Here is a 26,478-nt window from a genome sequence, read left to right on the forward strand (position 1 = left end):
GGCGCCCGCTCGTTTCGTCGAAGTGCCGGTTAGGCCGCGAACTCGATTAACGATTGGTATCCAGAGAAGGTTAACCAAGCCTTTTCACGCAAGGATCGGAACCAGGCTTACGTTACGGAACTGCTTTTTGCCGGCATCGGAAATCGGGGTTGCCTTCCACCCCGCCAAATCATAAAAGCGATAGTGGATCACTGCAATCCTGGAACCGCCCTCCTCCGCAGCTTCCTGCTACAGGGTTAGATGAAAGGCGGCTCCTTTCGCTTCACGCGAAAAGGCTTCAAGTGATTGCGACGAATTTCGCAGGTGTGCTCCCGTGGCGGGGGAATCGCCTGCGTGAGGAAAACGGCCGGGTTTGTTCCCGTGCCGGCTCTGTACGAGCAAACAAGCTGGTCCGGTTTCCGGGCTTTGGTTCAAAAGGTTCTGCTGGTGACGATGGCTTCAAGCGCAATCATGGAAAGGTCCGCATCAAACCGCGCCAGTATGGCTGCGGGCGGCACCGCCATGACACGCAGGCACCGTCCGGCGGACATTCAATTATCCGGCACCCACTCTCATCCAGACACACAGCAGCGGGTTTTACCCCGCCAGCTGCGGCTGACGGCTGCCGGGGGGAAACGAAATAATGCCCAACAAAATGCTGATAGACGCCTCCCACCCGGAGGAAACACGAGTTGTCGTCGTACGCGGTAACCGTATCGAAGAATTCGACTTTGAATCCCAGGACAAGAAGCAGCTCAAAGGAAACATCTACCTCGCCCGCGTAACGCGCGTCGAACCCTCCCTTCAGGCAGCCTTTGTCGAATATGGCGGCAACCGTCACGGTTTTCTCGCCTTCAGTGAAATACACCCCGACTACTACCAGATCCCGGTCGCCGACCGTCAGGCACTGCTGCGCGCCGAAGCGCAGGAGGCCGAGGACGAAGAGGACGAGGACGGCGACGGCGATGACCGCCAGAGCCGCGATCGCGGCCGGCGCGGGCGCCGGCGCGGCGGCAAGAGCCGTGACCGGGCCGAGCACAAGCGCGATGCGAGCGAGGCAGGCGAAGGCTCCGGCGAGCCGAGTGAAGGCGGCGACAATGGCGACATCGTTGTCGAAGAGATCTCCCACACCTCCCAGATCATCGAACACACAGCCGACACGTCAGAACATTCAGATACGTCGGAGCATGCCGATACGTCCGGCCATGATGAAGGTTCCGCCGAGCAGGACGAAGCCGAAACCCGCGAGGGCGGCCCGACATCGATAGCCGCCGCCGTCGAAGGCGACGTGGTTTCCGAACCTGTCCCGCAGACGGAACAGGGCACTGAAGCAACGTCCGGCGACAATGACCGCGGCATGCTGGAGGAAGTACAGTCCTCGCATCCGGATGACCACGAGGTCGAATCGGTCGGCGCCGAGGATGCGCTGGAAGAAGTGCGCAATCGCCGCAAGCCGGTGCGCCGCCAGTACAAGATCCAGGAAGTGATCAAGCGCCGGCAGATCCTGCTGGTGCAGGTTGTCAAGGAAGAGCGCGGCAACAAGGGCGCCGCGCTCACCACCTATCTGTCTCTTGCCGGCCGCTATTCGGTGCTGATGCCCAACACGGCACGCGGCGGCGGCATTTCCCGCAAGATCACCAGCGCGGTCGACCGCAAGCGCCTGAAGGAGGTTGTCGCAGATCTCGAAGTGCCGCAAGGCATGGGCGTCATCCTGCGCACCGCCGGCGAGAGCCGCACCAAGGCCGAGATCAAGCGCGACTATGAATATCTGATGCGGCTGTGGGAGAACGTGCGCAATCTCACGCTCCAGTCCACCGCCCCTGCCCTCGTCTATGAGGAAGGCAGCCTGATCAAGCGTTCGGTACGCGACCTCTACAACAAGGACATAGACGAGATCCTTGTCTCGGGCGAGGAAGGCTATCGCGAGGCCAAGGACTTCATGCGCATGCTGATGCCGAGCCACGCCAAGGTGGTTCAGCCGTTCCGCGACACGACGCCGATCTTCGTGCGCAACGGTATCGAGGCGCAGCTCGACCGCATGCTGCAGCCGCAGGTGACGCTGAAGAGCGGCGGCTACATCATCATCAACCAGACCGAGGCGCTGGTTGCCATCGACGTCAATTCGGGGCGCTCCACCAAGGAGCACTCGATCGAGGACACGGCACTCCACACCAATCTGGAAGCGGCCGAAGAGGTTGCCCGCCAGCTCAGGCTTCGCGATCTCGCCGGCCTGATCGTCATCGACTTCATCGACATGGAGGAGAACCGCAACAACCGCTCTGTCGAGAAGCGGCTGAAGGATCACCTCAAGAACGATCGTGCGCGTATCCAGGTCGGCCGCATCTCGCATTTCGGCCTGATGGAGATGTCACGCCAGCGCATCCGCGCCAGCGTGCTGGAATCCACCATGAAGCCCTGCCCGCATTGCGGCGGCACCGGCCATGTCAGGTCCGATTCGTCGGTCGCGCTGATGGTGGTGCGGGCGATCGAGGAATTCCTGCTCAAGGATTCGCGCAGCCACATCACGGTCCGCACGCCGGCCGCGACCGCGCTCTACGTGCTCAACCACAAGCGCGGTACGTTGGTGGAACTGGAAAGCCGCTTCGGCCTGACCATCACCATCGAGGCCGACGACACGGTCGGCGCGCAGCACTATGCGATCTTCCGCGGCGCCCTGGCTGAAAAGCCCGAGGGCTTTGTAGAGGTGCGCAGCCTGCCGGCCTATGTCGAGCCGGAAGAGCCCGAGGACGAGATTGTCGTCGTCGAGGAAGATGACGAGGTATCGGTCCAGGCCGAGCAGCCACGCCAGCAGCCGCAGCAAAACCAGCAGCCGCGGCCTGTCGGTGGCGAGGACGGCGAAGGCCGCGACCGCAAGCGCCGCAAGCGCCGCAGACGTCGCGGCGGCCGGGATCGCGATCGCGAACATGGCGCTCCTACGGATGGCTCATCCACCTCGGCTCCGGCCGGCGATTTCGCCGAATCGGCAAACGCGGCGGACGATGACGACACCGAAACGGACGCCGCCGCTCCGATCGCCGCCAGCGCCTCCGATGAGGCGGCGCAGGCTTCGGATGACGGCCAGGGCAAAAAGCGTCGGCGCGGCAAGCGCGGCGGCAAGCGCAACCGTCGCGAAGACGGCGAAGGCGAGGCCGAGGCAAGTGCCGGCGAAACGACCGAGCCTTCCGAAGCTGATGCTTCCGAGAGCGAGCCTGCCTCGATCGAGCCGGTGGCTGTTGCTGCTGTGGCGGAAGAGCCGGTAGCCGCGGTGAGCGAAGAGGTGCCGAGCACCGAGAAGCCCAAGAAGCCGCGTCGCGCAGCCAAGCCGAAGAAGGCAGCCGCCGAGGCCGCCGTCGAGACGGCCGTTGTCGAAGCGGCTGTGGAAACGCCGGCCGAGGCTCCCGTGGCGGCCGCCGAGGAAACAGTGGTTGCGGCCGTCAAGGAACAGCCCTCGAAGGCCCGGCCGTCACGACGCAAGCCAGCGGCGATCGATGCACCAGTCGTGCCTGTGGTTTCCTCGACCGTCGCCAGTGAGCCGGAAGCCAAGACCGAAGAAAAGCCGAAGCGTGCCGGCTGGTGGCAGCGGAAGGGCTTTTTCTAAGCCTTTCAACTGGTTGAAGTGATTTTTTGATAAGAAAATCCCGCGCCGATCTAAGGATGGCGCGGGATTTTTCATGTCATGTGTTCCCACAGTGCGAGAAATGGGGAAACCGTCCCACACTTTTCCTGGAATTGCGCTAAGGCGCGAAAATCGACCAGTTCATCATCCTGGCCAGTTTCTCCAGGGCGATCGACCCCAGCTTGGAATTGCCATTGGCGTTGAGGCCGGGCGACCAGACGGCGAGCGAGGCGACACCCGGCACGATGCCCAATATGCCGCCGCCAACGCCGCTTTTTCCCGGAATGCCGACACGGAAGGCGAAATCGCCGGATCCGTCATAGTGGCCGCAGGTCAGCATCATGGCACCGATGCGCCGCGCGCGCTCCGCCGACACCACGGAATGGCCGGTCGCCGGATTCTTGCCGCCATTGGCAAGGAAGCGGCCGGACATCGCCAGTTGCCGGCAACTCATGGCAATGGCGCAATGGTGGAAATAGACGCCGAGCGCCAGTTCCGGTGCATGATGAAGATTGCCGAAGGATTTCATGTAGTTGGCCAGCGCGAAGTTGCGATAGCCGGTAGCGCGTTCGGACGCCGCCACCTCGCGGTCGATGATGATGGTCTCGTCGTCGGCGAGGAACTGGATGAAGCGCAGGATCTCGCCGATCGCCTCGCGCGGCTGATGGCCGGCAAGCAGGATATCGGAGATGACGATGGCGCCGGCATTGATGAACGGATTGCGCGGAATGCCGTTCTCGTGCTCGAGTTGGACGATCGAGTTGAACGGATTGCCCGACGGCTCGCGTCCAACCCGTTTCCATAGCGCGTCGCCGACATTGCCGAGCGCCAGCGTCAATGTGAACACCTTCGAGATGCTCTGGATGGAAAAAGGCTGGTCGGCATCGCCCGCCGTCAGCACACGACCGTCATTGGTGACGGCGGCAATGCCGAACTTCCTTGGATCGACCTTGCCCAATTGAGGAATGTAGGTCGCGACATCGCCGCGATCGGTGCGTTCAGCCATTTCGGCCGCGACCTCGGCCAATGCCTGATCAAGTTTGGGGGCCTGTTCGAGTTCCGGCATGGCGCTACCTCAACCAGCGTTCGATGCGCGACATCGCCTCGACCATGTCGTCGTGGCTGCCGGCATAGGAAAAACGCATCGTGCGATGCCCCGCCTGGGTGTCGAAGTCGCGGCCGGGCGTCGCCGCCACATGCGCCTCGGCCAGCATCTTGCGCGCGAAGGCCATGCTGTCATTGGTGTGCCGGGTGACGTCGCAAAACGCATAGAAGGCGCCATCCATCGGCGCGGCCAGCGGAAAGCCAAGCTCGGGCAGACGTTTCATCAAGAGCTCACGATTCCAGGCGTAGCGGCCCTTGACCACCTCCAGCTCCTCGGTTGCGGCAAAGGCCTCGATCGCAGCGATCTGCGACAGTTCCGGCGGCGAGATGTAGAGGCTTTGGGCAATCCGCTCGACCGGCCGCACCAGCTCTTCCGGCAACACCATCCAGCCGATGCGCCAACCGGTCATGCAATAGTATTTCGAGAAGGAATTGATCACGGTCACGCTGTTGCCGAAAGCGAGTGCCGTGGTGTCGGGCGCGCCATAGGCCAATCGATGATAGATCTCGTCGGAAATGACGGCGATCCCCAGCGTCTCCGCCATATTGACCAGCGCCGACAGTTCGTCGGCCGGTATGACCGCGCCGGTCGGGTTGGCGGGGCTTGCGAAAAGAACCCCCTTCAGCGGCTTCTCGCGGTGCGCTGCCTCCAGATGACCGGCATGCAGATAGGCCGCGTCGCCGAGTTCGATCTCGACCACATCGATGCCGAGCGCCGCCATGATGTTGCGATAGGCGGGGTAGCCGGGGGCCGCGATGGCTACGCGGTCGCCCGGATCGAACATCGCCAAGAAGGCGAGATTGAAGGCCGCCGACGATCCTGTGGTCACCGCGATCCGGCCGGGCTCGACCTCAAGCCGATAGTGATCCGCGTAATGCTCGGCGATCGCCTTGCGCAGACCGGCCAGCCCCAGCGTGTCAGTGTAGCCTATGCGCCCGTCCTGCAAGGCCTTGGCAGCCGCGGCGCGAACCCTTGCGGGCGCGGGGTCGGAGGGCTGGCCGACCGCCATTGAGATCACCGGCACGCCCTGAGCCTTCAGCCTGTTCGCTTCGGCCAGGACATCCATGGCGTGGAACGGCTCGACATTGCCACGGCGTGAGAGCGAAACGACCATTTTATCCCTGTTCCGACAGTTGAGCACGCCATTCCCTTGATGCATGCGCCGCACAAATGCCCGATTGATGTGAGGATCACAAGTTGAGGAAGTTTTTCCGGTGCCGACTTTTCATCTTTCGCCCGCTCGTCTACCAGTTGACACGTCATGTTGAGCCGACCCAGATCGACGATTGCCCAGGCAGCACGCGTTTTCGCGACGTTTTCGCTCGGCGTCGCCGTTGCCGTGGCGAGTTCGGTCACCGCCTTCGCCCAGAACGTGCCTGTCATACGCGATGCCGAGATCGAGGCTCTGGTGCGCGATTACGCTCGGCCGATCTTCAAGGCCGCCGGGCTGGCGAATGACGGCATCGACATCGTTCTGGTCAACGATTCCAGCTTCAACGCCTTCGTCACCGGACGCCGGCTGTTCATCAACACAGGCGCGCTGATGACGGCTGAAACGCCGAACGAGATCATCGGCGTCATCGCGCATGAGGCCGGTCATATCGCCGGCGGCCACCAGCAGAAACTGCGTGACCAGCTCGAACGCGCCAAGACGATGGCCATCATCGCCACCTTGCTTGGCGCGGGCGCCATGGTCGCTGGCGCGACCACCAACAGCCGCGGTCTTGCCGGCGCCGGCATGGGCGTGGCGGCTGGCGGCGGTGAGATGGCGCAACGCAGCATCCTCGCCTACCAGCGCACCGAAGAAACGACCGCCGACCGCTCGGCGATCACCTATCTCAACGCCACCGGCCAGTCCGGCATGGGCATGCTGAAGACCTTCGCCCGCTTCCAGAGCGCGCTGTCCTTGTCAGGCACGCAGGTAGATCCCTATCGGATCAGCCATCCGATGCCGCAGGAGCGCATCGCCAACCTCGAAGTGCTGGTGAAGCAGAGCCCCAATGTCGACAAGGTCGACTCTCCGGCGCTGCAGCAGCGCCACGACATGATGCGGGTCAAGATCGCAGTCTATATGGACGGCCAGGCCGGGGCGGCGCGACTGATGCAAAAGATGCGGGGCAGCCTCGCCGCGCAGTATGGCGATGCCCAGTCCACCTATCTTTACGGCAACCTTGCCGCGGCGCTCGTCAAAGCCAACGCCCTGATCAAGGCGCAACCCAAGAATGCCTACTTCCAGGAATTGCGCGGCGACATACTGATGAAGGCGAACAAGCCCAAGGATGCGGCCGAAGCCTACACCAAGGCGGTCAGCCTCGATCCGGTGCGGTCCGGCCTGCTGCCTGTCTCGCTCGGCCAGGCCCTGATGGCCGTAGGCACGCCCGACTCGCTGAAGAAGGCCGTCGTGCAGATCAACAACGGTCTGGGGCGCGACAAGGAAAATTCCGCTGGATATCGCTACCTGGCGCAGGCTTATGGCGAGTTGGGTGACATACCGGGCGCCGAGCTTGCCACGGCCGAGGGTCATTTCTATTCCGGCAACTACAAGGATGCGAAGATCTTCGCCATGCGGGCGCAGCAGCAGATGAAGCGGGGCGAGCCGCGCTGGATCCGCGCGCAGGACATCATAAACTACAAATCGTCAGGCAAAATCTAGTGAACCTTCCGGCCACGCGCTGCGACACAGCCGGACCGGGAAACAGGCAAAAGGAACGAGAACGATGAAAAAGGCACTGTTGCTGGGTACCACGGGGATCGCTGTAGCCCTTGCCATGCTGGCTTTCGGTTTCGTGGCCGGCAGCCCACAGATTGCCAAGGCCGGGACGGCGCAGCCCGTCGAGACGACACAGCCTGTCCAGACCGCGGCGGCCGATACCAAGGCGGCGGATACCAAGATCGACCGCACCGAGGTCGAGGGGATCATCCGCGACTACCTCTTGAAGAACCCCGAAGTGCTGCTGGAAGTGCAGGACGCGCTCGAGGCCAAGCAGAAGGACGAGCAGCGCCTCGCCGCGCTCGGCGTCATCAAGAACGCCAAGGAGCAGATCTTCAACTCCAGCTTCGACGGCATTGTCGGCAACCCGAACGGCAAGGTGACCATCGTCGAGTTCTACGACTACAATTGCGGCTTCTGCAAACGCGCCATCGAGGACATGCGGGCGCTGACCAAGGCCGATCCGGATTTGCGCTTCGTGCTCAAGGAATTTCCGATCCTCGGGCCGGACTCACAGAAGGCGAGCGTCGTCTCGATGGCGTTCCACCTGATGATGCCGGAAAAATACGGCGAGTTCCACAATGCTCTGCTCGGCGGCCAGGGACGCGCTACCGAAGCGGCCGCGATCAAGGTCGCGCTTTCCCTCGGCGCCGACGAGGCGAAGCTGCGCGAGAAGATGAAGGACCCGTCGATCACCGAAGCCTTCGCCAAGACCTATGATCTTGCCAACAAGCTCTCGATCACCGGAACACCGTCCTATGTGATCGGCAACGAGGTCGTCTTCGGTGCTCTCGGGCAGGAAGTGCTGGCCGAAAAGATCGAGGCGGCGAAGGCCGCGCTTTGATCGGCCGGGAGTTTTCTTCACGGGCGGATTTCGGCCTGTTGTGGACAGTGAAAGAACGCACTTGCGCTCTTTCCGCGGGCGACTATGCCCATTATAGAGAGCCAGCGCGCCGGTTTGACACCGGCGCCGGTAAAGGTCGGCTTTTTTGAAAACGGTTTTCGTCCTGAACGGTCCCAATCTCAACGCGCTTGGCAAGCGCGAGCCGGGCATCTATGGCGGCAAGACGCTTGCCGCCATCGCCGACGACTGCAAGCAGGCGGGCACAGCGCTCGGGCTCGAGATCGATTTCCGCCAGTCGAACCACGAGGGCGATCTCGTCGACTGGATCCAGGAAGCAGGCGACAAGGCCGCCGGCATCGTCATCAATCCAGGCGCCTACAGCCACACCTCGATCGCGATCCACGACGCCATCCGCTCGGTCGCGCCGCTGCCGGTCGCCGAGGTTCATCTTTCCAACATCCATGCGCGGGAATCATTCCGCCACGTCTCCATGGTCGCGCCGGTCGCCGTCGGCATGATCTGTGGCTTTGGGCCGCTCGGCTACACGCTGGCGCTACAGGCGCTGGCCGCACGCTTATGACCGGCCAACAAACAGAAGGCTCGAAAATGTCGATAAAGAAGACCGGTGTTGACCAGCAGCTGATCCGCGATCTGGCGGGCATACTGAACGACACCAACCTGACCGAAATCGAGGTCGAACTGGGTGACCTGAAGGTGCGCGTGTCGCGGCAGGCGCCCGCCGTCCATGCCATCGCCGCACCCCAGCCAGCCTATGCGCCCGCGGCTGCCGCCCAGCCCGCGGCATCGGCCGCGCCGGCAGCGGCCGACGTATCGAAGAACGCGGTGGCCTCGCCGATGGTCGGCACCGCCTATCTGGCGCCCTCGCCCGACGCCAAGCCGTTCATCGAGATTGGCCAGAAGGTCAAGGAAGGCCAGACGTTGCTGATCATCGAGGCGATGAAGACGATGAACCAGATCCCCTCGCCGCGCGCCGGCACGGTGACGGCGATCCTGTTCGAGGACGCGACGCCGGTCGAATACGGCATGCCGCTCGTCGTGATCGAGTAGAGCTGGCAGGATGTTCCAGAAGATCCTCATTGCCAATCGCGGCGAAATCGCGCTTCGGGTGCTGCGTGCCTGCAAGGAACTCGGCATCCAGACCGTGGTGGTGCATTCGACCGCCGACGCCGACGCCATGCATGTCAGGCTCGCCGACGAGAGCGTATGCATTGGGCCGCCGCCATCGCGCGACAGCTATCTCAATATCCATCAGATCGTCGCGGCCTGCGAGATCACCGGCGCCGACGCCGTGCATCCAGGCTACGGCTTCCTGTCGGAAAACGCCAAGTTCGCCGACATATTGGCCGCGCACAACATCACCTTCATCGGCCCGTCCGGCGACCATATCCGCATCATGGGCGACAAGATCGAGGCCAAGCGTACCGCCAAGCGCCTTGGCATCCCCGTGGTGCCCGGCTCCGACGGCGCGGTGACCGACGAGAAGGAAGCCAAGCGCATTGCCGCCGAGATCGGCTATCCCGTGATCATCAAGGCCTCGGCCGGTGGTGGCGGGCGCGGTATGAAGGTTGCACTCACCGAGGCGGATCTCGAGATCGCCTTGCAGACGGCGCGCACGGAAGCCGGTGCCGCCTTCGGCGACGACGCCGTCTATATCGAGAAATATCTGCAGAAGCCGCGCCACATCGAGGTGCAGGTGTTCGGTGACGGCTTTGGCCGTGGCGTGCATTTCGGCGAGCGTGACTGTTCGCTGCAACGCCGCCACCAGAAGGTCTGGGAAGAGGCCAATTCGCCGGCGCTCAACGCCGAGGAGCGGTCCCGCATCGGCGGCATCTGCGCCAAGGCCATTGCCGATCTCGGCTATTCCGGCGCCGGCACGATCGAGTTCCTGTACGAGAATGGCGAGTTCTATTTCATCGAGATGAACACGCGCCTGCAGGTCGAGCATCCGGTGACGGAAGCGATCACCGGCATCGATCTGGTGCATGAGCAGATCCGGGTCGCTTCCGGCGGCGGTCTTTCGGTCAAGCAGGAAGACATCAAGTTCAACGGCCATGCCATCGAATGCCGCATCAATGCCGAGGATCCCCGCACCTTCACCCCCTCGCCCGGCACGATCACGCATTTCCATACGCCGGGCGGCCTCGGCATTCGCGTCGATTCGGGCGTCTATTCCGGCTACAAGATCCCGCCCTATTACGACAGCCTGATCGGAAAGCTGATCGTTCACGGGCGCAACCGCGTCGAGTGCATGATGCGGCTGCGGCGGGCACTGGATGAGTTCGTCGTCGACGGCATCAAGACGACCTTGCCGCTGTTTCGCGATCTCGTCGGCAACGCCGACATCGCCAATGGCGACTATGACATCCACTGGCTGGAAAAATACCTGGCCAAGGAAGAGTAGTCCGGGGACGCGATGACCCGTCCCTACGCGCCCGGCTATCGCATCCCGACCGACCTCCTGCTCAAGGCATACGCTTCGGGCGTCTTCCCGATGGCTGAAAGCGCTGGGGATCCGGAGGTTTTCTGGGTGCGGCCGGAGACGCGCGGCATCATTCCACTCGATGACTTTCACACGCCCAAAAGCCTGAAGAAGGCAATCCGCAAAAACCCATTCGACATCCGTTTCGACTTCGATTTCGAGGCGACGATCGATGGCTGCGCCGAGAAGCGCGAGGAGCGGCGTTCGACCTGGATCAACGCGCCGATCCGAGAGGCCTATGTGCAGTTGCACCGCATGGGCCACTGCCATTCGGTCGAGGCCTGGCGCGAGGACAACTTGGTCGGCGGCCTTTATGGCGTTTCGCTTGGACGGGTATTCTTCGGCGAAAGCATGTTTTCCAAACAAACGGATGCTTCGAAGATCTGCTTGGTCTACCTCGTCGAGCGCCTGAAGGCGCGCGGCTTCGCACTGCTCGACACGCAATTCACCACCGAGCATCTGAAGCACTTCGGCGCCGTCGATGTGCCGCGCGGCAAATACGAAAAGATGCTGGCCGAAGCGCTGAAGGGCGAGGCGATCTTTTTTCCGTAGGGATCGAGACCCTACTTGGCCGCGGCCTCGATGGGCGTCTGCGAATGGAACATCATCTTCCAGCCGTTGACGCGATGGACATAGCCAGTGCTGACCAATGCCGCGTAGGGTTCGCCATTTTCCCGGGTCGCGTGCGCCTCGTAAGTCAGCATGATGATATCGCTGCCCGGCTCGATTATTCCCTTGAGTTCGATATCGAGATCGCGCCAGCGGTTGGGCTTGGTCGCGGTCTTGGCGAGGTCTGCATTGTCCATCGCCCGTGCCATCTGAGGAAACGCCACCAGGCATTCGGTATCGGCGTTGGCGGCGTAGTAGGCTGCGTCGCCGGTCCAGAACCCTCTTTCGAGCTCAAGCAGCTCTTTCTTGCTGGCCGTGATCCGCTTGCTGTCCGACATCGGTCTATCCTCCGGGCGCATCGATGCGCAATCGTTCGTGATCCAACGCATGATGGACACGACGGTTCCGGGGGATCAGTTGGTGTCGGACGTATCCGGTTCCGTGGGGGCGGACTGTTCAACATCCGAGGTGGCGGCAGGCTTGGCTGCGGCTGGCTTGGTCGCGGCAGGCTTGGTCGCGGCAGGTTTCGAAGCGTCGGCCTTGGTCGCGTCAGCCTTGGTGGCGCCGGGCGCAGGGACATCCGACTTCTGCTTGCATTCCTTCAGCCAGACGTCATAGACGGCATGTTCGACAGCATTGAGGCCCGGGCTTTCGGCGAACATCCAGCCGGTGAAGATGCGACGGATCTTGCGGTCGAGCGTGATCTCGTCGACTTCGACGAAAGAATCGGTCTTCGGTTCCTCTGTCTGCGGCCGGGAATAGCAGACACGCGGCGTCACCTGCAAAGCGCCGAACTGCACCGTTTCGTCGATATAGACATCAAAGGTGATGATGCGGCCGGTGATCTTGTCGATGCCGGCGAACTCGGCGACCGGGTTGCTGATGCGATCCGACCCCGCGGGGGCCGCCTGCGCGGGTGCGGGCGCGGCAGGTGCGGGCGAAGCAGCAAATGCCGCGGTGCTGACGGCGAGGCCGGCGGCTAACGTCAGACCGCCCGTCGATATCAGGTTGAAAAAGCTCATATAGGGGTACCGGTGGTTCGCGCCCGGGTGATTCCGTCAACCACCAAGGCTAGTCGCCGTTTTCTGATCAGCAAGCAGCTAAACACCAATTGTGGCGATAAAGGACCGGCCTGCACCTTGTGTCGCTACAGACCGGGGCCGTTACGACCCAGGAGTCCAGGCGTCATAGTCACCCGTGACCTGCGGGCGATGCTGGTTCGTCAGCACAGAGCCCTTCGGGCGATAGGCGGCCGGCGTGCCGGTCAGATTAGGCTGATGCGGCTTCTGCCAGTCGCGCGGCTTGTACTCGTCACTGGGCGGCGCGACGTCGACACGGTGATGGATCCAGCCGTGCCAGCCCGGCGGGATGGCAGAGGCTTCGGAATAGTTGCGATAGATGACCCAGCGGCGCGTGCGGCCTTCCGAATCGATACCGCCTTCGTAATAGACATTGCCGGCCTCGTCCTGGCCGACTCTCTTGCCGTACCGCCAGGTGTGCAGGCGTGTTCCCAGCGTCTGGCTGTTCCACCAGGTGAAAAACTGCGTCAGGAAAGTCTTCATCTCAGAACCCTCGCGCCGGCGGCGACTGTTTCCTGCTTATGGCGTCAGGCCTTCGGGAAGGCAAGGGTTTTGCCGCGGGGAGCGCGCAAATGGCGCGCCAGGGACGCGACACAAGCCTGTGATCCCCAGCGGCGGCAGGATGCACGCTTGCCAAGCCTTTCCGCTCTTTCTAAAGCTCAGCGCGCCCATGCGGGCATCAATCCGGCCATGGGCCGAAGGAGGTGACGATTGGCCACGAAATTGCCGACCACCGACATTCGGATCGACGCCGAGCTGATTCGCCGCCGCAAGGGCGGCACGCCACTGGTCTGCCTCACGGCCTACACCTATCCCGTCGCTCGCCTGCTCGATCCCCATGTCGACCTGCTCCTCGTCGGCGACAGCGTCGCCATGGTCCTGCATGGTCACGAGACGACGCTGGGCGCCTCGCTCGAGATGATGATCGCGCATGGGCAAGCCGTGATGCGCGGCTCGGCCAGGGCCTGTGTTGTCGTCGACATGCCGGCCGGCAGCTACGAGGACTCGGCGGCGCAGGCGCTGGCCTCGGCGCGACGCATCGTTGGCGAGACCGGCTGCCAGGCGGTGAAGCTCGAAGGCGGCGTCGACATGGCCCTGCAGATCGCGGCGATCGTGGCCGCCGGCATTCCGGTCATGGGCCATATCGGCCTGCTGCCGCAATCGGTGGAGAAGGACGGCGGCTACAAGATCAAGGGCCGCACGGACGAGACGATTGCGGCGTTGATGGCTGACGCGCTTGCCGTCGAAAAGGCCGGCGCGTTCTCGGTGGTCATCGAAGGCACGATCGAGGCGGTCGCCGCCGACATCAGCCACCGCATCGCCATTCCAACCATCGGCATCGGCGCCAGCGGCGACTGCGATGGCCAGATCCTGGTCATCGACGACATGGTGGGGCTGACGGTCGACCGTGTGCCGAAATTCGTCAAGGAATACGCCGACCTGCGCAGCGTGATCGCGCATGCCGCCGAGCAGTATGCATCGGAGGTGCGAAACCGGACATTCCCCGGTCCGGCCCATGTTTTTTCCGGCTCAAACACCAATGGCGGAGACAGAGCATGAGCCGGCCCGATGTCGTCGATAGCGTTGCCGCACTTCGCGCCAGGGTTCGCGACTGGCGGCGCGACGGCTTGCGCGTCGCCATGGTGCCAACCATGGGCGCGTTGCATGAAGGGCATCTCTCCCTGATCAGGATCGCGCGCGAAAAAGCAGAGCGCTGCGTGGTGTCGATCTTCGTCAACCCGACGCAGTTCGCACCGAGCGAGGATCTCGACAAGTACCCGCGACAGCTTGCCCGCGACCTGGATCTGCTGGCGACGGTGAAGGCCGACCTTGCCTTCACGCCGACGGTTGGCGCGATGTATCCCGCCGGCTTTGCCACCAGGATCTCGGTCGGCGGCCCCTCCGCCGGGCTCGAATCGGACTTTCGCCCGACCTTTTTCGAAGGCGTGGCCACCGTGGTGGCCAAGCTCTTCCTCCAAGCCACGCCAGACTACGCGATCTTCGGCGAAAAGGATTATCAGCAGCTTTGCGTCGTCAGGCAGCTCTGCCGCGACCTTGACCTGCCCGTCGAGATCATCGGTGCCCCGACCATACGCGACGCGCATGGCCTCGCCATGTCGTCGCGCAATGCCTATCTCGACGAGGGTGAACTGGCGGTCGCTCGCCAACTCAACGTGATACTGCGCAAGGCGGCAGCGGCGTTGGCGGCCGGCGTACATCGAGACGACGCAACCAGCGAAGCCGGTCGTGCCCTGATCGCCGCCGGCTTCCAGAAGATCGACTATGTCGAGGCCCGCGAAATCCTGACGCTTGCACCTTGGAGCCGCGACCATACGGGGCGCCTCCTCGCCGCTGCCTGGCTTGGCAAGACGCGGCTGATCGACAATGTGGAAGTTCCCACCGCCTAGGGCAAAGGGTCGATCGACTGCATTCGGCTTCCTACCGCGCCTACCCTCACTCCTATTCGCCCGCTGGTCCTCATCAATAACTGCCCCACGACGACCCCAATAATCCCAGCTGATGCTTTCACGAGTGCATCGGCAAGATGCGCGTGGCGGCCGGGATCGATGATCTGAAGCAATTCCAGTATGCCGGCAGTCGCAACCACAAAGATCAAGGTCTGATACACTCGGTTGGGGAAGCCGAGCGCCAGGGCGAAGCCCAACAGCACATAGGCCAGGGCACGCTCGATATTCGCCTGGGCTATGTGCGGCCTCATCTGGATCGGCGACAAGGTCGCGAAAATGATGATGACAAGCAGCACCAGCGCCGCGATGCGGAACAGTTTGATCATGTCCCTGCATATCCGTCGTGAGCCGGCACAGCAAATGCCGGGATGACGCAGGAGCGGATTGGGAACCGATCGGCCGGCCCCAGCAGAACGGGTATGCGCATAGCGAACACCGATGCATGACTGGCACGACTGGTCGCCCAGAGTGAAACAATCAGCAGATCGCGGCCGCCAGCGGCGTTTCCGACGGCACCATCAAATCGCAACTGGCGACGATCTTCGACAAGACGGGAACGGGCGATCAACGGACACTCGAATTGGTGATGCGTGAACTGTCACCGCCGCTGCGCTCACGCTGACCTGCCTTTTTTGCCCGAGCCCTGTCGGAGCTACTCCTCTGTCGGCATATGCAGATACATGGACTGGATGCCGACCCGGCCAGGGCCGGTGAAGCGATTGACGATGAAATTCATGTTGGCTCCGAAGAAGCCGCTCGACAGGCGGTCGATCTTGGTTTCCATCCTGACCGAGGCATCCTTGAACAGCCAGCCGCCCGGCTCGATGTCGATGGTCTCGCCTGATGCAAGCGTCTTTTCGAAGACATTGCCGTAGCCGTGCAGCCAGACGATGCCGTCGCCGGTATCGCCGCGAAAACGGTCGATGAAGAAGCCGCTCTGGCCAAACAGCATCGTCGCCAGGCCGCGTACCCGCTCGAATGTGTAGTCGACATTGCCGGTAGCGGCGAGAAACTGGTGTTCGCGCACCTGGATCTCCTCGCCGCGCCTGAGATGGATCGGCACGATGTGGCCGGGCCCGTCACGGCTGAAGGCGATGATGCCCGCCCCCGATGCCTCGGTGACGAAGATCTGCATACCGGCCATCATGCGCTTCAGCGCGCCTTTGAGCGATTTCAGGCCGATGGTGATGGTGGAATTTTTCCACAGCAGGATGTGGTGCTCGAAATAGACCGGCATCCGTGTCACGTCGACGGAAAGCACGGGCACCAGTTCGCCCGCAATGTGATAGGTGACGCCACCAAAGGTTTCGTCCGACACCTGCGTCGGCATCAGTTCCGGCAAGCTTGGCATGGTTCCCCCTCGCCGCCTTGCGCGCCAGCCCATTCCGGCTTCCGCAGGGTCAGCCGCAGCAGCTTTGGTGCGTGACCCTCGGGCCGTCAAACGAAAACGGGGCGCATGCCGCGCCGCTCGCGAGAAGGTGATCTGGAGTGCCAGAAGATGGCAGTCAGCCGGCAAGCGGCCTGCGATAGACCAGTGTCGGTTCGCCGGACGCACCCGTGTGTTCGCCGGCATCGCCGGATCGCACGAAGCCGTTCGCCTCGTAGAAGGCAATTGCACGCTTGTTCTGTTCTTCCACTTCCAGACGGATGGCGCGAGCTTCAGGGAAACTCTCGATGATCTCGTCGAGCAACATGCCGCCTATGCCCCTGCCCTGCAGGCCTGGAAGCACGTAGAGCTGTTTCAGCACGACCAATTCTCCGCCATCAATGCCTTCGGCAAAAGCCACGCCGCCAATGCGCTTGCCGTCATCGGCGACGAGGAACTCGCTGTTCGGCCGTGTCAGTCTGGTTCTCAGAGAAGCAATCGAGTGCCATTGGTCGGTGATTTCGGTGACCTTGGCAGCGCCATAGATGGCGTCATAGGTCGCATGCCAGGTTTCAACCAGCAGCGCCCGGATGGCGGCGAGGTCGCGATCTCCGGCGGTGCGGACGAACATGGTTCTCTCTCCGCCTAGACCGCGACGCGATTGCGTCTGAAATCGATCGCCGCAAGCAGTACAACCCAGATCAGCAGCACCATGCTGCCCGGCATGTTGGCCGCCATGGCAAGGCCGGAGAAACCGGTTGCCGCGATGGCCAAGCCGCCGAACAGAACGCCTACGCCGCCTGCGCCGCCAAGCAGCGCCAGCCACAGCGGACAGCGCCTGGCCCGATACAGGGCGACATTGGCGAGCAGAACCGTCAGGCCGAGCAGAATGGCGCTGATCGCGGCAAAGCCGATTTCGACCTGGCGCACGGCGAAGGCGGCACTGAACAGCGACGGCTTTGTCGCCGCATCGGCAGCGGCCCAGGCGTTGACCACCGCCTTCAACGCAATGCCGTCGACGGCTTGCAAGGCAGCGACCGCCGCCAGCGACGCCGCGCCGAACACGATCGTCAGAAGGGTCCAGCCACGGCGCGGACCGTCGGACGGACGACCAAGGATCAGCAGCAGCCCGGCAACCATCGCGAAGACGCCGGCAAGCTGTGCCATGTGGCTGTAGAGCCAGATATGGTCGGCAGCATATTCACCGAAGGCGGCAAGCGCTTCATTCGGATCTTCATGCATCGGGTGCAGGGACGTGCCGACGAAAAGCAGCACGGCGCCAGCAATCAACAGTACCGACGAGACGCTTGCCGGGTTGCCCGGCTTTGCGTCTCCGCTCATTGATCCGGTATGCCGAGCTTGGCCTTGACGAGGTCGTTGACCGCCTGCGGGTTGGCCTTGCCGCCTGTCGCCTTCATCACCTGGCCGACGAACCAGCCGGCCATGGTCGGCTTGGCGCGCGCCTGTTCGACCTTGTCCGGATTAGCCGCGATCACCTCGTCGACAGCCTTCTCGATGGCGCCGGTATCGGTGACCTGCTTCAAGCCACGGCTTTCGACCAGTTGGCGTGGATCGCCACCTTCGTTCCAGACGATCTCGAACAGGTCCTTGGCGATCTTGCCGGAGATGGTGCCATCCTTGATCAGGTCGATGACGGCGCCAAGCTGGTCGGGCGAAACCGGCGCATTTTCAATGTCCTTGCCCGCCTTGTTCAATTGACCGAGCAGGTCGTTGATGACCCAGTTGGCGGCGAGCTTGCCGTCACGTCCGGCGGCCACCTTCTCGAAATAGTCGGCGATCGACTTTTCCGAGACCAGGATCGAAGCATCGTAGGTCGAGAGACCCAGCGAGGTGATCAGCCGCGCCTTCTTGTCGTCGGGCAGTTCCGGCAGTCCTTTGGCCAAAGCATCGACATAGGCCTGGTCGAATTCCAGCGGCAGAAGATCGGGATCGGGGAAGTAGCGGTAGTCGTGCGCTTCTTCCTTCGAGCGCATGGAGCGCGTCTCGCCCTTGACGGCATCGTACAGCCGCGTTTCCTGGTCGATCTTGCCGCCGTCCTCCAGGATGGCGATCTGGCGGCGCGCCTCATAGTCGATGGCCTGGCCGATGAAGCGGATCGAGTTCATGTTCTTGATCTCGCAGCGCGTGCCGAACTCGCCACCGGGCCGGCGTACCGAGACGTTGACGTCGGCGCGCAGCGAGCCTTCATCCATGTTGCCGTCGCAGGTACCGAGATAGCGCATGATGGTGCGCAGCTTGGTAACATAGGCCTTGGCCTCATCGCCGGAACGCAGGTCAGGCTTGGAGACGATCTCCATCAGCGCCACGCCGGAGCGGTTGAGATCGACATAGGACATGGTCGGATGCTGGTCGTGCATCGACTTGCCGGCATCCTGCTCCAGATGCAGCCGCTCGATGCCCACCTCGATGTCCTCGAACTCGCCCTGGCGGTCGGGGCCGACCGAGACGATCACCGTGCCCTCGCCGACGATCGGCTGCTTGAACTGCGAGATCTGGTAGCCCTGCGGCAGATCGGGATAGAAATAGTTCTTCCGGTCGAAAACGGACTTGTGGTTGATCTGCGCCTTCAGGCCGAGGCCAGTGCGGATCGCCTGCTTGACGCATTCCTCGTTGATGACCGGCAGCATGCCGGGCATTGCCGCATCGACCAGGCTGACATTGGCATTGGGGGCCGCACCGAAAGCGGTCGAGGCGCCGGAGAACAATTTTGCTTCCGAGATGACCTGCGCGTGCACTTCGAGACCGATGATGATTTCCCAGTCGCCGGTGGCGCCGGGGATCAGGCGTTTTGCGTCGGGCGTGCGGGTATCGATGAGGGTCATGGTGGCCTGCGCTTCTAGCTCGCGAAGATTGCGATTTTCGCAAATTTGAGTGTTGGCCTTCGCTAGTGCAAACCGCCAAAAGAGACAAGCGCAAAGCCGCAGGCTGGCCTTTTCAGCCGCCTTCGCCTATAGGACGCCCATCCCAATGGAGAGTGGATGTCCACTTACGCTCAGTCCCGGTAGGGCCCTGACCTCGTAGCGAGGCAGGGCAGAAAACCTGAAACCCCGTGCCGCGAAGCTTCGCGGCGGCGGCATTTTTTGTTTTCCCGGAAAACTCTCCACATGGATATTTCGCGCACTGAACAGCGCATCCTGCACCTGCTTGCGCAGGGCGGACGCATTGAAATTGAAAAGAACCAGAAGAAACGGATCGCCTCCGTCAAATGCCTGACCCGCGACGGCTGGCACTATCCGGGCGTTGATCTCGACCTGTTTCGAAAGCTGAAACGCAAGAAGGCGGTTTCGTCGTCTGGCGGCGGTCCCTACCGCATCACAAGGCGCGGGCTCGAGCTCGTGCGCTCCGAACTCGACAACAGATAGCATATGGTTCCGCCGGTCCGGTTTCCGGCCGGCGGCTCCGTTCACCGTTCAGGCGGTGGCGATATAGGCCCTGATCTCGTCGGCCTCGCGCTCGACATCCTCGATGCGGCGCTTGACCACGTCGCCGATGGAGACGATGCCATCGAGCAGGCCGTCCTTTTCCACCGGCAGATGGCGGAAGCGGCCCCTGGTCATGATCTCCATCACTTCGTTGACGGTGTGGTTCTCATTGCAGATCTTCACCTTCGGCGTCATCGCCGAGCGCACCGCAATATCGAGCGCCGCACCACCTTCCTTGGCGACAACCCGCACGATGTCGCGCTCGGACAAGATGCCGACGATCTTGCGATCGCCATTGGTGATGACCAGCGCGCCGATCTTGTGTTCGGCCAGGATGCGGATGGCTTCGCTGAGCTTTTCATTCGGCCCGAGCGTCAATACGTCATGGCCTTTTCTTTCCAGAATTGCCTTAACCGTCATGGCGTCCTCCTCTGCTTCGCCTGCCGGCCCCCTGCCCAGACCGGCTTTCACGTAAGAGTGAACATCGTGCGCCGTGATCGGCTGCATTTCAAGTGCCGCGGTCGGTGGCCTCCCATTCGGAGGGCTGCCATCGCCGGTCGAACCAGCGCAGGCCGAAGAAGCCGGCGACGAAGCCGCCAATATGGGCCTCCCAGGCGATCTGTCCGTCTACTCCAGGGGCAAAGCCGAGCAGGCCGGTGGCGAGATTGATGATCATCCACACGGCGAGAAAGATCACGACGCCGCGCAAGCGCAGGACAGTTGCGATCGGCAGCACGGGGCCAGCGAAGGCAGCCTTGCCGGCCGACCGGTCGGTGCGAAAACCAAAACGCGCCGCGGCCCCCATCATGCCTGATATGGCGCCGGATGCGCCGACCAGTGGTGCCTCGCCATAGGGGTGCATGGCCCAGAAAAGCGCCACGGAAGCCAGTCCGGTGGCCGCGAAGAACAGGGCGAACCAGAGCCCGCCGAGACGATTGGCCAATGGCGAGCCAAAGGCGGCGAGCCAGACCATATTGATGGCGATATGGGCAAAACCGCCATGCATGAAGGCATAGGTGAAAGGCCGCGTGAGCAGGAACCAGTCGAAGCCGTATTGGCCGGTGTAGAGAACCGGGATGAAGGCCCCGTCGTACAACAACGTCATCTGTTGCGCGTCGTTCAGCACATATTGCTGCAGCAGGAAAACGACCGCGCAAATGCCGATCACCGCCAGCACGACGGGCGGCAGATTGAACACCGGCTCGCGCCGGGGCTCCGGCATCGGTTCGGCGTGTTCGGCCTCGGAAGGATCTTGCGGTTCGCTCATCTGCAATCGCACTCTGCTGGGTTCGATCTGGGGGCTGGTTCGATCTGGCCAGCATCTAGATCATGGTCAATGGAACCGCAAACAGCGAATCGCCCTGGCGCGAATCAAAAAAGAAGCCGTCCAAGGTTTCCCTTGAACGGCCGGTCGAGCCCCCTGCTCCCCTAAAACTCTTGACTGAAGTGCTGCCGATCGTCGCGAAACGACCGCTTCTGGAGTGGTTTTGGTGTGCCACAGGGCCTGCCCGGGCGCAACGTAAACCAGTTGTTAACCTTAACGGTCCCGACCCGTGAACAAGTGTTAACGACGCTGGCACGCTTCCTGCTCCGCAACGCATGTAGGTCATCGGAGGGCGCCCTTCTGTTCACCGATGGGACATCAGACGACAGAATGCGCGGAGCAGCATAACATGAACCAAAACGGATCGATCACGCTGTTCCAATATTGGAACCGCCTGCGTGTCGGACGCCCTGCCCCGAAGCGATCGGAAGTCGAACCGGCCGATATCAAGTCGCTGCTGGCCGATACGTTCATCCTGGAAAGGGACACCCGCGGGCAACCCGTGTTCCGCCTGGCCGGCACCAGGCTCTGCGCCTGCTATGGCCGCGAACTGAAGGGTTTCTCCTTCCCGTCACTGTGGCGCGAGAAGGATCAGCGCCTGGTTTCAAGGCTGATTCATGGGGTTTTCGATCAGAAATCGGTCGTGTTGATCATATTCGAGGGCTTCAGCCGCAACGGTCGCTCGAACAAATTCGAACTGCTTGCCTTGCCGCTTGACGGTGGCATCGAAAACCAGCGCTGCCTTGGCGTGGTCAGCGCCGTGGAGAAACCATTCTGGCTGGGTGCCGACCCGATCACGGACGCACTGATCGATTCGATCCGTGTCATCGATCCGGAGAAAGAGCTGCTCAACAACCGTCCGGCGATCGACGTCCCCTCGCTTGTTCCGGCCGAACTCGATGCGCCCGAAACGATCTCGGCGCTTGGCCGGGCGCGCCGCATCCGCCATCTCGTCGTCTTCGACGGCGGGCGCGAGGAATAGTTGATCATCCCTCGGGTCCCGCAGGCTCGTTTTTCCCCTTTGTTAACCTGCTTTGTTGTAATTCTCCCATGAAGTCCTTCGCATCGACGCGCGGGAATGCCAAACGGGGTGTAGGCAGTCATGAGGTCAGCGGCGGTCGACTATGCGCCGTCCCAAGCTGAAAGGCGTAACTTTCAGCGCGTCCGGGTCAAGATATACGGACGATTCATGCTGGAAGACCGCACCGAGCATCCTTGCCAGGTCGTCGACATGTCGCCCGGCAACGTCGCGCTCCGCACCGATCGCATCGGCATGCCCGGCGAAAAAGTGATCGCCTATATCGACCATATCGGCCGCATCGAAGGCGTCGTCACACGCACTCTGCAGGACGGCTTCGCGATGACGGTCATTGCTTCCGACCGCAAGAAGGACAAGCTGGCGGCGCAGCTGACCTGGCTGGCCAACAAGCATGAACTCGACCTGCCGGAAGACCGCCGGCACGAGCGCGTCGCGCCGCGCAACCCGACCAGCGTGTTGCAACTCACCGACGGCCGTCAGTACCAGTGCAGGATCATCGATCTGTCGCTGTCGGGCGCGGCGATCGAGATCGACGTCAAGCCGGCGATCGGCGTCCAGGTCATGCTGGGCACCATGCGTGGGCAAGTCGTTCGTCATTTCGAGGATGGCGTCGCCATCGAATTCGCCGTCATCCAACGTCCCGAAACGCTCGATTCCGAATTCAACACGCCGCGCGCCTGACCGGCACGGACAGGCAATCAAACCGGCCCTTCGCGGCCGGTTTTTTGTTGCAGCAATCACCCAAGAAATTCCCGGAAGCGGCTGAACCGCGCGGCAGCCCAAAGGTGGCCATCCGCCCCATGGGCAGCGAAGCCCTCACGCCTTTGACAAGCCGATAATCCAAACAATTAAATACTAAAATGATTCAAATTTTATATTTATTCTACTGGCGTTTTACTTAAAGTCTGCTTCGCGCCTTTGCGTCAAATAAATCCACATGTGGCAATGTCTCCTTCGAACGGGGAGACTAGAAATGAAAGAAACGAGGGGCAAGCTGTTGCTGATGGCAATGGCGATGCAGCTTTCCGCCTGGGGATCAGCATATGCCGCGGGACCGGCCTATATGCACACCGGCGGCCGTACCACGCAGCCTGTTGGCCATTACGAATTCTGCCAGCGCATCCCTGGCGAATGCAACGAGAAGACGCCCAAGGGCGCGCCAGTCGACCTGAGCCGCAAACTCTGGGCGACGATCGTCAGCATCAACAATTCGGTCAATACCCGCATCAAGCCGCGCACCGACATGGAAAATTACGGTGTCGAGGAGTACTGGGCCTACCCCGACAACGGCTATGGCGATTGCGAGGACTACGCGCTGGAGAAGCGCCGCGAACTGATGGACGCAGGCGTGCCGGCGGGTGATCTGCTGATGACGGTTGCACGCCAGCCGAATGGCGACGGTCACGCCGTGCTGACCGTGCGCACCAGCCTCGGCGAGTTCATCCTCGACAATCTAGAAACCAAGGTGCTGTCCTGGACGGACACCGACTACACCTATCTCAAGCGTCAATCGACGGAAAATTCCGGCGTTTGGGTGACGATCAACGACGGCCGTTCCGACGCGGTCGCCAGCGTCCGCTAGAGCGCCAGTGCATGCCGCCCAAAGGGGCAGCGGTTTGCGGCATGCATGGAACAGAGGTTAAGCGCATCGCGACGCGCTTGAGGAGAAACCCGGTCGAGTCCCCACCCTCCCCGTCCCCAACGACCGGGTCAAAGGAGCCGGCCCCGTCCCCGGGCCGGCTCCGCCATTTCCGGGATAGCTGCTAAAATTGATCCCAATTTCCATGGCATGTGCATTCGCGCCGCCATATCTCCAGAGGATATCAGCAGCAGGAGGCCTTATGCCGACCGAAGCTCGATCACCGCGTCTTGCGGTTCTTATCGACGCGGACAACACCTCCGCCAAGATCGCCGACGGTTTGTTCGAGGAGATCGCGAAGATCGGCGAGGCCAGCGTACGCCGTATATATGGCGACTTCTCCAGCACACGGTCCAAGAGTTGGGCAGACATATTGGCGAAGCACGCGATCATTCCGCAGCAGCAGTTCGCTTATACCACTGGCAAGAATGCTTCCGATATTACACTGGTGATCGACGCGATGGACCTGCTCCATAGCGGCCGTTTCGACGGTTTCTGCCTGGTTTCTTCCGACAGCGATTTCACGCGGCTTGCTGCGCGCATACGCGAACAGGGTGTCGATGTCTTTGGGTTCGGAGAGCAGAAAACCCCGGAGAGCTTTCGGCAGGCTTGCCGCCGGTTCATCTACACCGAAAACCTTCTACGTGGCCCGGCGAACATCCCGGACGCCGCGCCCGCATCGAAGCCGCTTCAATCATCCAGTGCCGCGCTGCCGATACTCAAGAAAGTCATCGGCCAGATGGACAGCGAAGACGGCTGGGTGCTGCTCGGCACGTTCGGAAAGCAGCTTTCGAACCTCTTCTCCGACTTTGACCCTCGCACCTATGGTTTCGGCAAACTGAGTGACCTGGTGAGGAATACAGCCGAATTCGAGATCGAAGCGCCCAAAGGGGGAGCCATGCGCATTCGAATCAAGCCTGCGACCGCGAGGAAAGGAAAAAACAAATCCGCCTGATCGATGCGGGACAGCCGTCCTCGCAACTGCCGGCTGGATCGTGACCTCAGAGCTTCTTCAACCCCGCCTTGAAACGTTTGCCGTTGGCGACGTAGTGCGCGGCCGAGCCCCGAAGCCTGGCGACGGCCGCGTCATCCAGTACCCTGATCGCCTTGGCCGGCGAGCCGACGATCAGCGAATTGTCGGGAAATTCCTTGCCTTCGGTCACCAGCGCACCGGCGCCAACGAGCGAATTCCTGCCGATCCTGGCGCCGTTCAGCACAATGGCGCCCATGCCGATCAGACTGTTGTCGCCGATGGTGCAGCCATGCAGCATGGCCCGGTGGCCGATAGTGCAACCTTCGCCGATGGTCAGCGGAAAGCCGGGATCGGTGTGCATGACCGTGTGTTCCTGCACATTGGTGTCGGCGCCGATCACAACAGGTTCGTTGTCGCCGCGAATGACGACGCCAAACCAGAAGCCGGCATTGCGGCCGACGCGCACATTGCCGATCAGCGTCGCATCGGGCGCGATCCAGTTTGAATCCGCATCCTCGAAGTTGGGCTCTGCTCCGTCGATCGCATAAAGCGGCATTGTCGGTCTCCGAATCGTCTCAGATGCCGGACCCTAGGAGACTGATCGTCCATGAGGCAATGGCGAGCGTGACAATGCCCAGCGCCAGGGACCAGGCAATCGCCGTGCAACCGCATGACAAGAGCGCGACGGTCGAAATGCGACCCTCCCGCCGGGCATCGAGGGCATCGTTGACCAGCATGAACGGCCCGGCGCCAGCCGTGGCTGCCAGCGAGCGCAGCACATGCGAGGATGATACGTAGGGCTCGGTAAAGGCGACCTTGCGGCCTGACATCAGTTCCATCGTCGAGCCCGTCAGCCCGCAAACCGTCAGCCCGACGGCAAAAGCAAACAGGAAGAGTTCCATCTGGGCCATCTTAACCTTCCATTTACCATGAAATCGCACAGTCGTTTCAGGAAGGCTGCAAGAGCCGTGCCGTGCGATGTGTGCCGCCGAGGCACAGCTGGAATGGCGGACGGGCGGTTGCGATGAGGACCGAGATGAAGCAGGCAGCGATCGCCGACGGCCCGGAACTCACCGTGGTCGATTCCATGTTGATGAAACGGGTGTTCTACGCCTTCGCCGCACTTGCCTTGCTGTCCGTGGCGATCAGCCTTGGCGGCAAATGGTTCGGCCATTCGATCGCCATGGCCGGATACACGGATGATCCCACCATCCGCCAGGTCGTCATCGGCAACAATGTCATCGCGGTGCCGGCCAATTTCATCCGTTTCGCCCAGGCCCGGCGCGACGGCATCGCCTCGCGTCTCGACCTTTATCTGCGCTATCCCCAGATGGACGGCTACAGCGAGGCGGCTCGCGACGATTTCAACCACTCAGAAGCCAACAGGAACATCGTCTTCCTGTCCTTCGAACCACAGATGATGTCGCGCGACATGAGTGGCCGGTTCGCGCCGATCTACAGCGCGCTCATCGTCCAGCCCGGCATTCCGGGACCTGGCGGCACGATGGTCTACGGTTTCAACGAGAAATCAGGGTATCTGAACGAGGTGCTGGTGGTCGGCAAGCGCCCGGGCAAGGATCCCTTCGTCGCCCGCTGCCTGAGCGGGCCGAGTGCCGGTCAATCCCTGGCGCCTTGCGAGCGGGACGTCCATGTCGGCAACGATCTCAGCCTCACCTACCGTTTTCCCAAGGAATTCCTCGGTGACTGGCAGACGCTCGACGCGGCGATCACGGCCGAGACCGGGCGATTCCTGAAAACCGGACATTGACAGACAAAGACAGGCC

29 protein-coding genes are annotated in these 26,478 nt (G+C 62.2%); 15 read left to right on the forward strand and 14 right to left on the reverse strand.

Going from position 1 to position 26,478, the window contains the following annotated elements:
- Nucleotides 1-622: 622 nt before the first annotated feature.
- Nucleotides 623-3,577, forward strand: coding sequence for a ribonuclease E/G (locus FJ977_RS00210; RefSeq protein WP_140767718.1), 2,955 nt, complete (start codon nucleotides 623-625; stop codon nucleotides 3,575-3,577).
- A 136-nt stretch (nucleotides 3,578-3,713) separates the two neighbouring features.
- Here the strand turns inward: FJ977_RS00210 and FJ977_RS00215 are convergent, their stop codons facing one another.
- Complete coding sequence (locus tag FJ977_RS00215; protein WP_140767719.1) at nucleotides 3,714-4,661, reverse strand: glutaminase; 948 nt, start codon at nucleotides 4,659-4,661, stop codon at nucleotides 3,714-3,716.
- A 4-nt stretch (nucleotides 4,662-4,665) separates the two neighbouring features.
- Nucleotides 4,666-5,814, reverse strand: a complete 1,149-nt coding sequence (locus FJ977_RS00220; RefSeq protein WP_140767720.1) for an aminotransferase class I/II-fold pyridoxal phosphate-dependent enzyme — start codon at nucleotides 5,812-5,814, stop codon at nucleotides 4,666-4,668.
- Nucleotides 5,815-5,961: 147 nt separating this feature from the next.
- Between FJ977_RS00220 and FJ977_RS00225 the strand changes: the two genes are divergently transcribed.
- From FJ977_RS00225 to aat, 6 genes are all read left to right on the forward strand, one after another.
- Complete coding sequence (locus tag FJ977_RS00225; protein WP_140767721.1) at nucleotides 5,962-7,353, forward strand: M48 family metallopeptidase; 1,392 nt, start codon at nucleotides 5,962-5,964, stop codon at nucleotides 7,351-7,353.
- A 64-nt stretch (nucleotides 7,354-7,417) separates the two neighbouring features.
- Nucleotides 7,418-8,254 (forward strand): DsbA family protein, encoded by an 837-nt coding sequence (locus FJ977_RS00230; RefSeq protein WP_140767722.1) that lies wholly within the window; start codon nucleotides 7,418-7,420, stop codon nucleotides 8,252-8,254.
- Nucleotides 8,255-8,399: 145 nt separating this feature from the next.
- The gene (gene aroQ / locus FJ977_RS00235) at nucleotides 8,400-8,834 is read left to right on the forward strand and encodes a type II 3-dehydroquinate dehydratase (protein ID WP_096445540.1); all 435 of its coding nucleotides are present in this window, start codon (nucleotides 8,400-8,402) and stop codon (nucleotides 8,832-8,834) included.
- Between the two features lie 26 nt (nucleotides 8,835-8,860).
- Nucleotides 8,861-9,322, forward strand: a complete 462-nt coding sequence (gene accB / locus FJ977_RS00240) for an acetyl-CoA carboxylase biotin carboxyl carrier protein (protein WP_140767723.1) — start codon at nucleotides 8,861-8,863, stop codon at nucleotides 9,320-9,322.
- Nucleotides 9,323-9,332: 10 nt separating this feature from the next.
- On the forward strand, nucleotides 9,333-10,676 hold the full coding sequence (gene accC, locus FJ977_RS00245) for an acetyl-CoA carboxylase biotin carboxylase subunit (RefSeq protein WP_140767724.1): 1,344 nt from the start codon (nucleotides 9,333-9,335) through the stop codon (nucleotides 10,674-10,676).
- Between the two features lie 12 nt (nucleotides 10,677-10,688).
- On the forward strand, nucleotides 10,689-11,306 hold the full coding sequence (aat, locus tag FJ977_RS00250; protein ID WP_140767725.1) for a leucyl/phenylalanyl-tRNA--protein transferase: 618 nt from the start codon (nucleotides 10,689-10,691) through the stop codon (nucleotides 11,304-11,306).
- 11 nt (nucleotides 11,307-11,317) lie between these two features.
- On the opposite strand, the gene FJ977_RS00255 is transcribed toward aat, so the two are convergent.
- From FJ977_RS00255 to FJ977_RS00265, 3 genes are all read right to left on the reverse strand, one after another.
- Nucleotides 11,318-11,701 (reverse strand): hypothetical protein, encoded by a 384-nt coding sequence (locus FJ977_RS00255; RefSeq protein ID WP_140767726.1) that lies wholly within the window; start codon nucleotides 11,699-11,701, stop codon nucleotides 11,318-11,320.
- A gap of 75 nt (nucleotides 11,702-11,776) precedes the next feature.
- Nucleotides 11,777-12,385 carry a DUF2155 domain-containing protein gene (locus tag FJ977_RS00260; protein WP_140767727.1) on the reverse strand — a complete coding sequence of 203 codons (609 nt, stop codon included), beginning with the start codon at nucleotides 12,383-12,385 and terminating at the stop codon, nucleotides 11,777-11,779.
- A gap of 141 nt (nucleotides 12,386-12,526) precedes the next feature.
- Nucleotides 12,527-12,925 (reverse strand): NADH:ubiquinone oxidoreductase subunit NDUFA12, encoded by a 399-nt coding sequence (locus tag FJ977_RS00265; RefSeq protein WP_056566539.1) that lies wholly within the window; start codon nucleotides 12,923-12,925, stop codon nucleotides 12,527-12,529.
- A gap of 228 nt (nucleotides 12,926-13,153) precedes the next feature.
- Here FJ977_RS00265 and panB point away from each other — a divergent pair, with 228 nt between their 5' ends.
- Together panB and panC are read left to right on the forward strand one after the other, a co-directional pair.
- On the forward strand, nucleotides 13,154-14,002 hold the full coding sequence (gene panB / locus FJ977_RS00270) for a 3-methyl-2-oxobutanoate hydroxymethyltransferase (protein ID WP_140767728.1): 849 nt from the start codon (nucleotides 13,154-13,156) through the stop codon (nucleotides 14,000-14,002).
- Nucleotides 13,999-14,850: a pantoate--beta-alanine ligase gene (gene panC, locus FJ977_RS00275; protein ID WP_140767729.1), complete on the forward strand. Its 852-nt coding sequence runs from the start codon at nucleotides 13,999-14,001 to the stop codon at nucleotides 14,848-14,850. Before panB ends, panC begins: the two co-directional genes overlap by 4 nt.
- Here panC and FJ977_RS00280 read toward each other — a convergent pair.
- The 5 genes from FJ977_RS00280 to gatB form a co-directional block, all read right to left on the reverse strand.
- A complete protein-coding gene (locus tag FJ977_RS00280) occupies nucleotides 14,847-15,236 on the reverse strand; it encodes a hypothetical protein (RefSeq protein ID WP_140767730.1) in 390 nt (129 codons plus the stop codon). The two genes, panC and FJ977_RS00280, sit on opposite strands and share 4 nt — an antisense overlap.
- A gap of 326 nt (nucleotides 15,237-15,562) precedes the next feature.
- Nucleotides 15,563-16,261, reverse strand: coding sequence for an AIM24 family protein (locus FJ977_RS00285; RefSeq protein ID WP_140767731.1), 699 nt, complete (start codon nucleotides 16,259-16,261; stop codon nucleotides 15,563-15,565).
- Between the two features lie 154 nt (nucleotides 16,262-16,415).
- The gene (locus FJ977_RS00290) at nucleotides 16,416-16,907 is read right to left on the reverse strand and encodes a GNAT family N-acetyltransferase (protein WP_140767732.1); all 492 of its coding nucleotides are present in this window, start codon (nucleotides 16,905-16,907) and stop codon (nucleotides 16,416-16,418) included.
- A gap of 14 nt (nucleotides 16,908-16,921) precedes the next feature.
- Nucleotides 16,922-17,617 carry a hypothetical protein gene (locus FJ977_RS00295; RefSeq protein WP_140767733.1) on the reverse strand — a complete coding sequence of 232 codons (696 nt, stop codon included), beginning with the start codon at nucleotides 17,615-17,617 and terminating at the stop codon, nucleotides 16,922-16,924.
- The gene (gene gatB, locus FJ977_RS00300; protein WP_140767734.1) at nucleotides 17,614-19,119 is read right to left on the reverse strand and encodes an Asp-tRNA(Asn)/Glu-tRNA(Gln) amidotransferase subunit GatB; all 1,506 of its coding nucleotides are present in this window, start codon (nucleotides 19,117-19,119) and stop codon (nucleotides 17,614-17,616) included. The genes FJ977_RS00295 and gatB overlap by 4 nt, the downstream gene beginning before the upstream one ends.
- A gap of 282 nt (nucleotides 19,120-19,401) precedes the next feature.
- Between gatB and FJ977_RS00305 the strand changes: the two genes are divergently transcribed.
- Complete coding sequence (locus FJ977_RS00305) at nucleotides 19,402-19,659, forward strand: YjhX family toxin (protein ID WP_013895772.1); 258 nt, start codon at nucleotides 19,402-19,404, stop codon at nucleotides 19,657-19,659.
- A gap of 48 nt (nucleotides 19,660-19,707) precedes the next feature.
- On the opposite strand, the gene FJ977_RS00310 is transcribed toward FJ977_RS00305, so the two are convergent.
- Complete coding sequence (locus FJ977_RS00310; protein WP_027051720.1) at nucleotides 19,708-20,139, reverse strand: CBS domain-containing protein; 432 nt, start codon at nucleotides 20,137-20,139, stop codon at nucleotides 19,708-19,710.
- Between the two features lie 88 nt (nucleotides 20,140-20,227).
- The gene (locus FJ977_RS00315) at nucleotides 20,228-20,986 is read right to left on the reverse strand and encodes a rhomboid family intramembrane serine protease (protein WP_140767735.1); all 759 of its coding nucleotides are present in this window, start codon (nucleotides 20,984-20,986) and stop codon (nucleotides 20,228-20,230) included.
- A 406-nt stretch (nucleotides 20,987-21,392) separates the two neighbouring features.
- Here FJ977_RS00315 and FJ977_RS00320 point away from each other — a divergent pair, with 406 nt between their 5' ends.
- From FJ977_RS00320 to FJ977_RS00335, 4 genes are all read left to right on the forward strand, one after another.
- Nucleotides 21,393-22,025 (forward strand): PAS domain-containing protein, encoded by a 633-nt coding sequence (locus tag FJ977_RS00320; RefSeq protein WP_140767736.1) that lies wholly within the window; start codon nucleotides 21,393-21,395, stop codon nucleotides 22,023-22,025.
- A 120-nt stretch (nucleotides 22,026-22,145) separates the two neighbouring features.
- Nucleotides 22,146-22,763, forward strand: a complete 618-nt coding sequence (locus tag FJ977_RS00325; RefSeq protein ID WP_056566564.1) for a PilZ domain-containing protein — start codon at nucleotides 22,146-22,148, stop codon at nucleotides 22,761-22,763.
- 292 nt (nucleotides 22,764-23,055) lie between these two features.
- Complete coding sequence (locus FJ977_RS00330) at nucleotides 23,056-23,664, forward strand: transglutaminase-like cysteine peptidase (RefSeq protein ID WP_140767737.1); 609 nt, start codon at nucleotides 23,056-23,058, stop codon at nucleotides 23,662-23,664.
- A 259-nt stretch (nucleotides 23,665-23,923) separates the two neighbouring features.
- A complete protein-coding gene (locus FJ977_RS00335; protein ID WP_140767738.1) occupies nucleotides 23,924-24,676 on the forward strand; it encodes an NYN domain-containing protein in 753 nt (250 codons plus the stop codon).
- Between the two features lie 46 nt (nucleotides 24,677-24,722).
- On the opposite strand, the gene FJ977_RS00340 is transcribed toward FJ977_RS00335, so the two are convergent.
- A complete protein-coding gene (locus FJ977_RS00340; RefSeq protein ID WP_140767739.1) occupies nucleotides 24,723-25,250 on the reverse strand; it encodes a gamma carbonic anhydrase family protein in 528 nt (175 codons plus the stop codon).
- Nucleotides 25,251-25,269: 19 nt separating this feature from the next.
- Nucleotides 25,270-25,605: a hypothetical protein gene (locus tag FJ977_RS00345; protein WP_140767740.1), complete on the reverse strand. Its 336-nt coding sequence runs from the start codon at nucleotides 25,603-25,605 to the stop codon at nucleotides 25,270-25,272.
- Between the two features lie 125 nt (nucleotides 25,606-25,730).
- Between FJ977_RS00345 and FJ977_RS00350 the strand changes: the two genes are divergently transcribed.
- A complete protein-coding gene (locus FJ977_RS00350; protein WP_140767741.1) occupies nucleotides 25,731-26,462 on the forward strand; it encodes a hypothetical protein in 732 nt (243 codons plus the stop codon).
- Nucleotides 26,463-26,478 lie beyond the last annotated feature (16 nt).

The sequence above is a fragment of the Mesorhizobium sp. B2-1-3A genome (genome assembly GCF_006442655.1).
Lineage (GTDB): Bacteria > Pseudomonadota > Alphaproteobacteria > Rhizobiales > Rhizobiaceae > Mesorhizobium.

Coding starts and splice junctions, on each gene's coding strand:
- aat (WP_140767725.1), top strand. CDS start 10,689: ATGACCCGTCCCTACGCGCCCGGCTATCGCATCCCGACCGACCTCCTG.
- FJ977_RS00260 (WP_140767727.1), bottom strand. CDS start 12,385: ATGAGCTTTTTCAACCTGATATCGACGGGCGGTCTGACGTTAGCCGCC.
- FJ977_RS00340 (WP_140767739.1), bottom strand. CDS start 25,250: ATGCCGCTTTATGCGATCGACGGAGCAGAGCCCAACTTCGAGGATGCG.
- FJ977_RS00215 (WP_140767719.1), bottom strand. CDS start 4,661: ATGCCGGAACTCGAACAGGCCCCCAAACTTGATCAGGCATTGGCCGAG.
- FJ977_RS00350 (WP_140767741.1), top strand. CDS start 25,731: ATGAAGCAGGCAGCGATCGCCGACGGCCCGGAACTCACCGTGGTCGAT.
- gatB (WP_140767734.1), bottom strand. CDS start 19,119: ATGACCCTCATCGATACCCGCACGCCCGACGCAAAACGCCTGATCCCC.
- FJ977_RS00315 (WP_140767735.1), bottom strand. CDS start 20,986: ATGAGCGAACCGCAAGATCCTTCCGAGGCCGAACACGCCGAACCGATG.
- FJ977_RS00295 (WP_140767733.1), bottom strand. CDS start 17,617: ATGAGCGGAGACGCAAAGCCGGGCAACCCGGCAAGCGTCTCGTCGGTA.
- FJ977_RS00265 (WP_056566539.1), bottom strand. CDS start 12,925: ATGAAGACTTTCCTGACGCAGTTTTTCACCTGGTGGAACAGCCAGACG.
- FJ977_RS00335 (WP_140767738.1), top strand. CDS start 23,924: ATGCCGACCGAAGCTCGATCACCGCGTCTTGCGGTTCTTATCGACGCG.
- FJ977_RS00310 (WP_027051720.1), bottom strand. CDS start 20,139: ATGACGGTTAAGGCAATTCTGGAAAGAAAAGGCCATGACGTATTGACG.
- FJ977_RS00290 (WP_140767732.1), bottom strand. CDS start 16,907: ATGTTCGTCCGCACCGCCGGAGATCGCGACCTCGCCGCCATCCGGGCG.
- FJ977_RS00345 (WP_140767740.1), bottom strand. CDS start 25,605: ATGGCCCAGATGGAACTCTTCCTGTTTGCTTTTGCCGTCGGGCTGACG.
- FJ977_RS00255 (WP_140767726.1), bottom strand. CDS start 11,701: ATGTCGGACAGCAAGCGGATCACGGCCAGCAAGAAAGAGCTGCTTGAG.
- FJ977_RS00280 (WP_140767730.1), bottom strand. CDS start 15,236: ATGATCAAACTGTTCCGCATCGCGGCGCTGGTGCTGCTTGTCATCATC.
- FJ977_RS00330 (WP_140767737.1), top strand. CDS start 23,056: ATGAAAGAAACGAGGGGCAAGCTGTTGCTGATGGCAATGGCGATGCAG.
- accC (WP_140767724.1), top strand. CDS start 9,333: ATGTTCCAGAAGATCCTCATTGCCAATCGCGGCGAAATCGCGCTTCGG.
- FJ977_RS00320 (WP_140767736.1), top strand. CDS start 21,393: ATGAACCAAAACGGATCGATCACGCTGTTCCAATATTGGAACCGCCTG.
- FJ977_RS00225 (WP_140767721.1), top strand. CDS start 5,962: ATGTTGAGCCGACCCAGATCGACGATTGCCCAGGCAGCACGCGTTTTC.
- FJ977_RS00325 (WP_056566564.1), top strand. CDS start 22,146: ATGAGGTCAGCGGCGGTCGACTATGCGCCGTCCCAAGCTGAAAGGCGT.
- FJ977_RS00305 (WP_013895772.1), top strand. CDS start 19,402: ATGGATATTTCGCGCACTGAACAGCGCATCCTGCACCTGCTTGCGCAG.
- FJ977_RS00220 (WP_140767720.1), bottom strand. CDS start 5,814: ATGGTCGTTTCGCTCTCACGCCGTGGCAATGTCGAGCCGTTCCACGCC.
- FJ977_RS00210 (WP_140767718.1), top strand. CDS start 623: ATGCCCAACAAAATGCTGATAGACGCCTCCCACCCGGAGGAAACACGA.
- FJ977_RS00285 (WP_140767731.1), bottom strand. CDS start 16,261: ATGCCAAGCTTGCCGGAACTGATGCCGACGCAGGTGTCGGACGAAACC.
- accB (WP_140767723.1), top strand. CDS start 8,861: ATGTCGATAAAGAAGACCGGTGTTGACCAGCAGCTGATCCGCGATCTG.
- panC (WP_140767729.1), top strand. CDS start 13,999: ATGAGCCGGCCCGATGTCGTCGATAGCGTTGCCGCACTTCGCGCCAGG.
- FJ977_RS00230 (WP_140767722.1), top strand. CDS start 7,418: ATGAAAAAGGCACTGTTGCTGGGTACCACGGGGATCGCTGTAGCCCTT.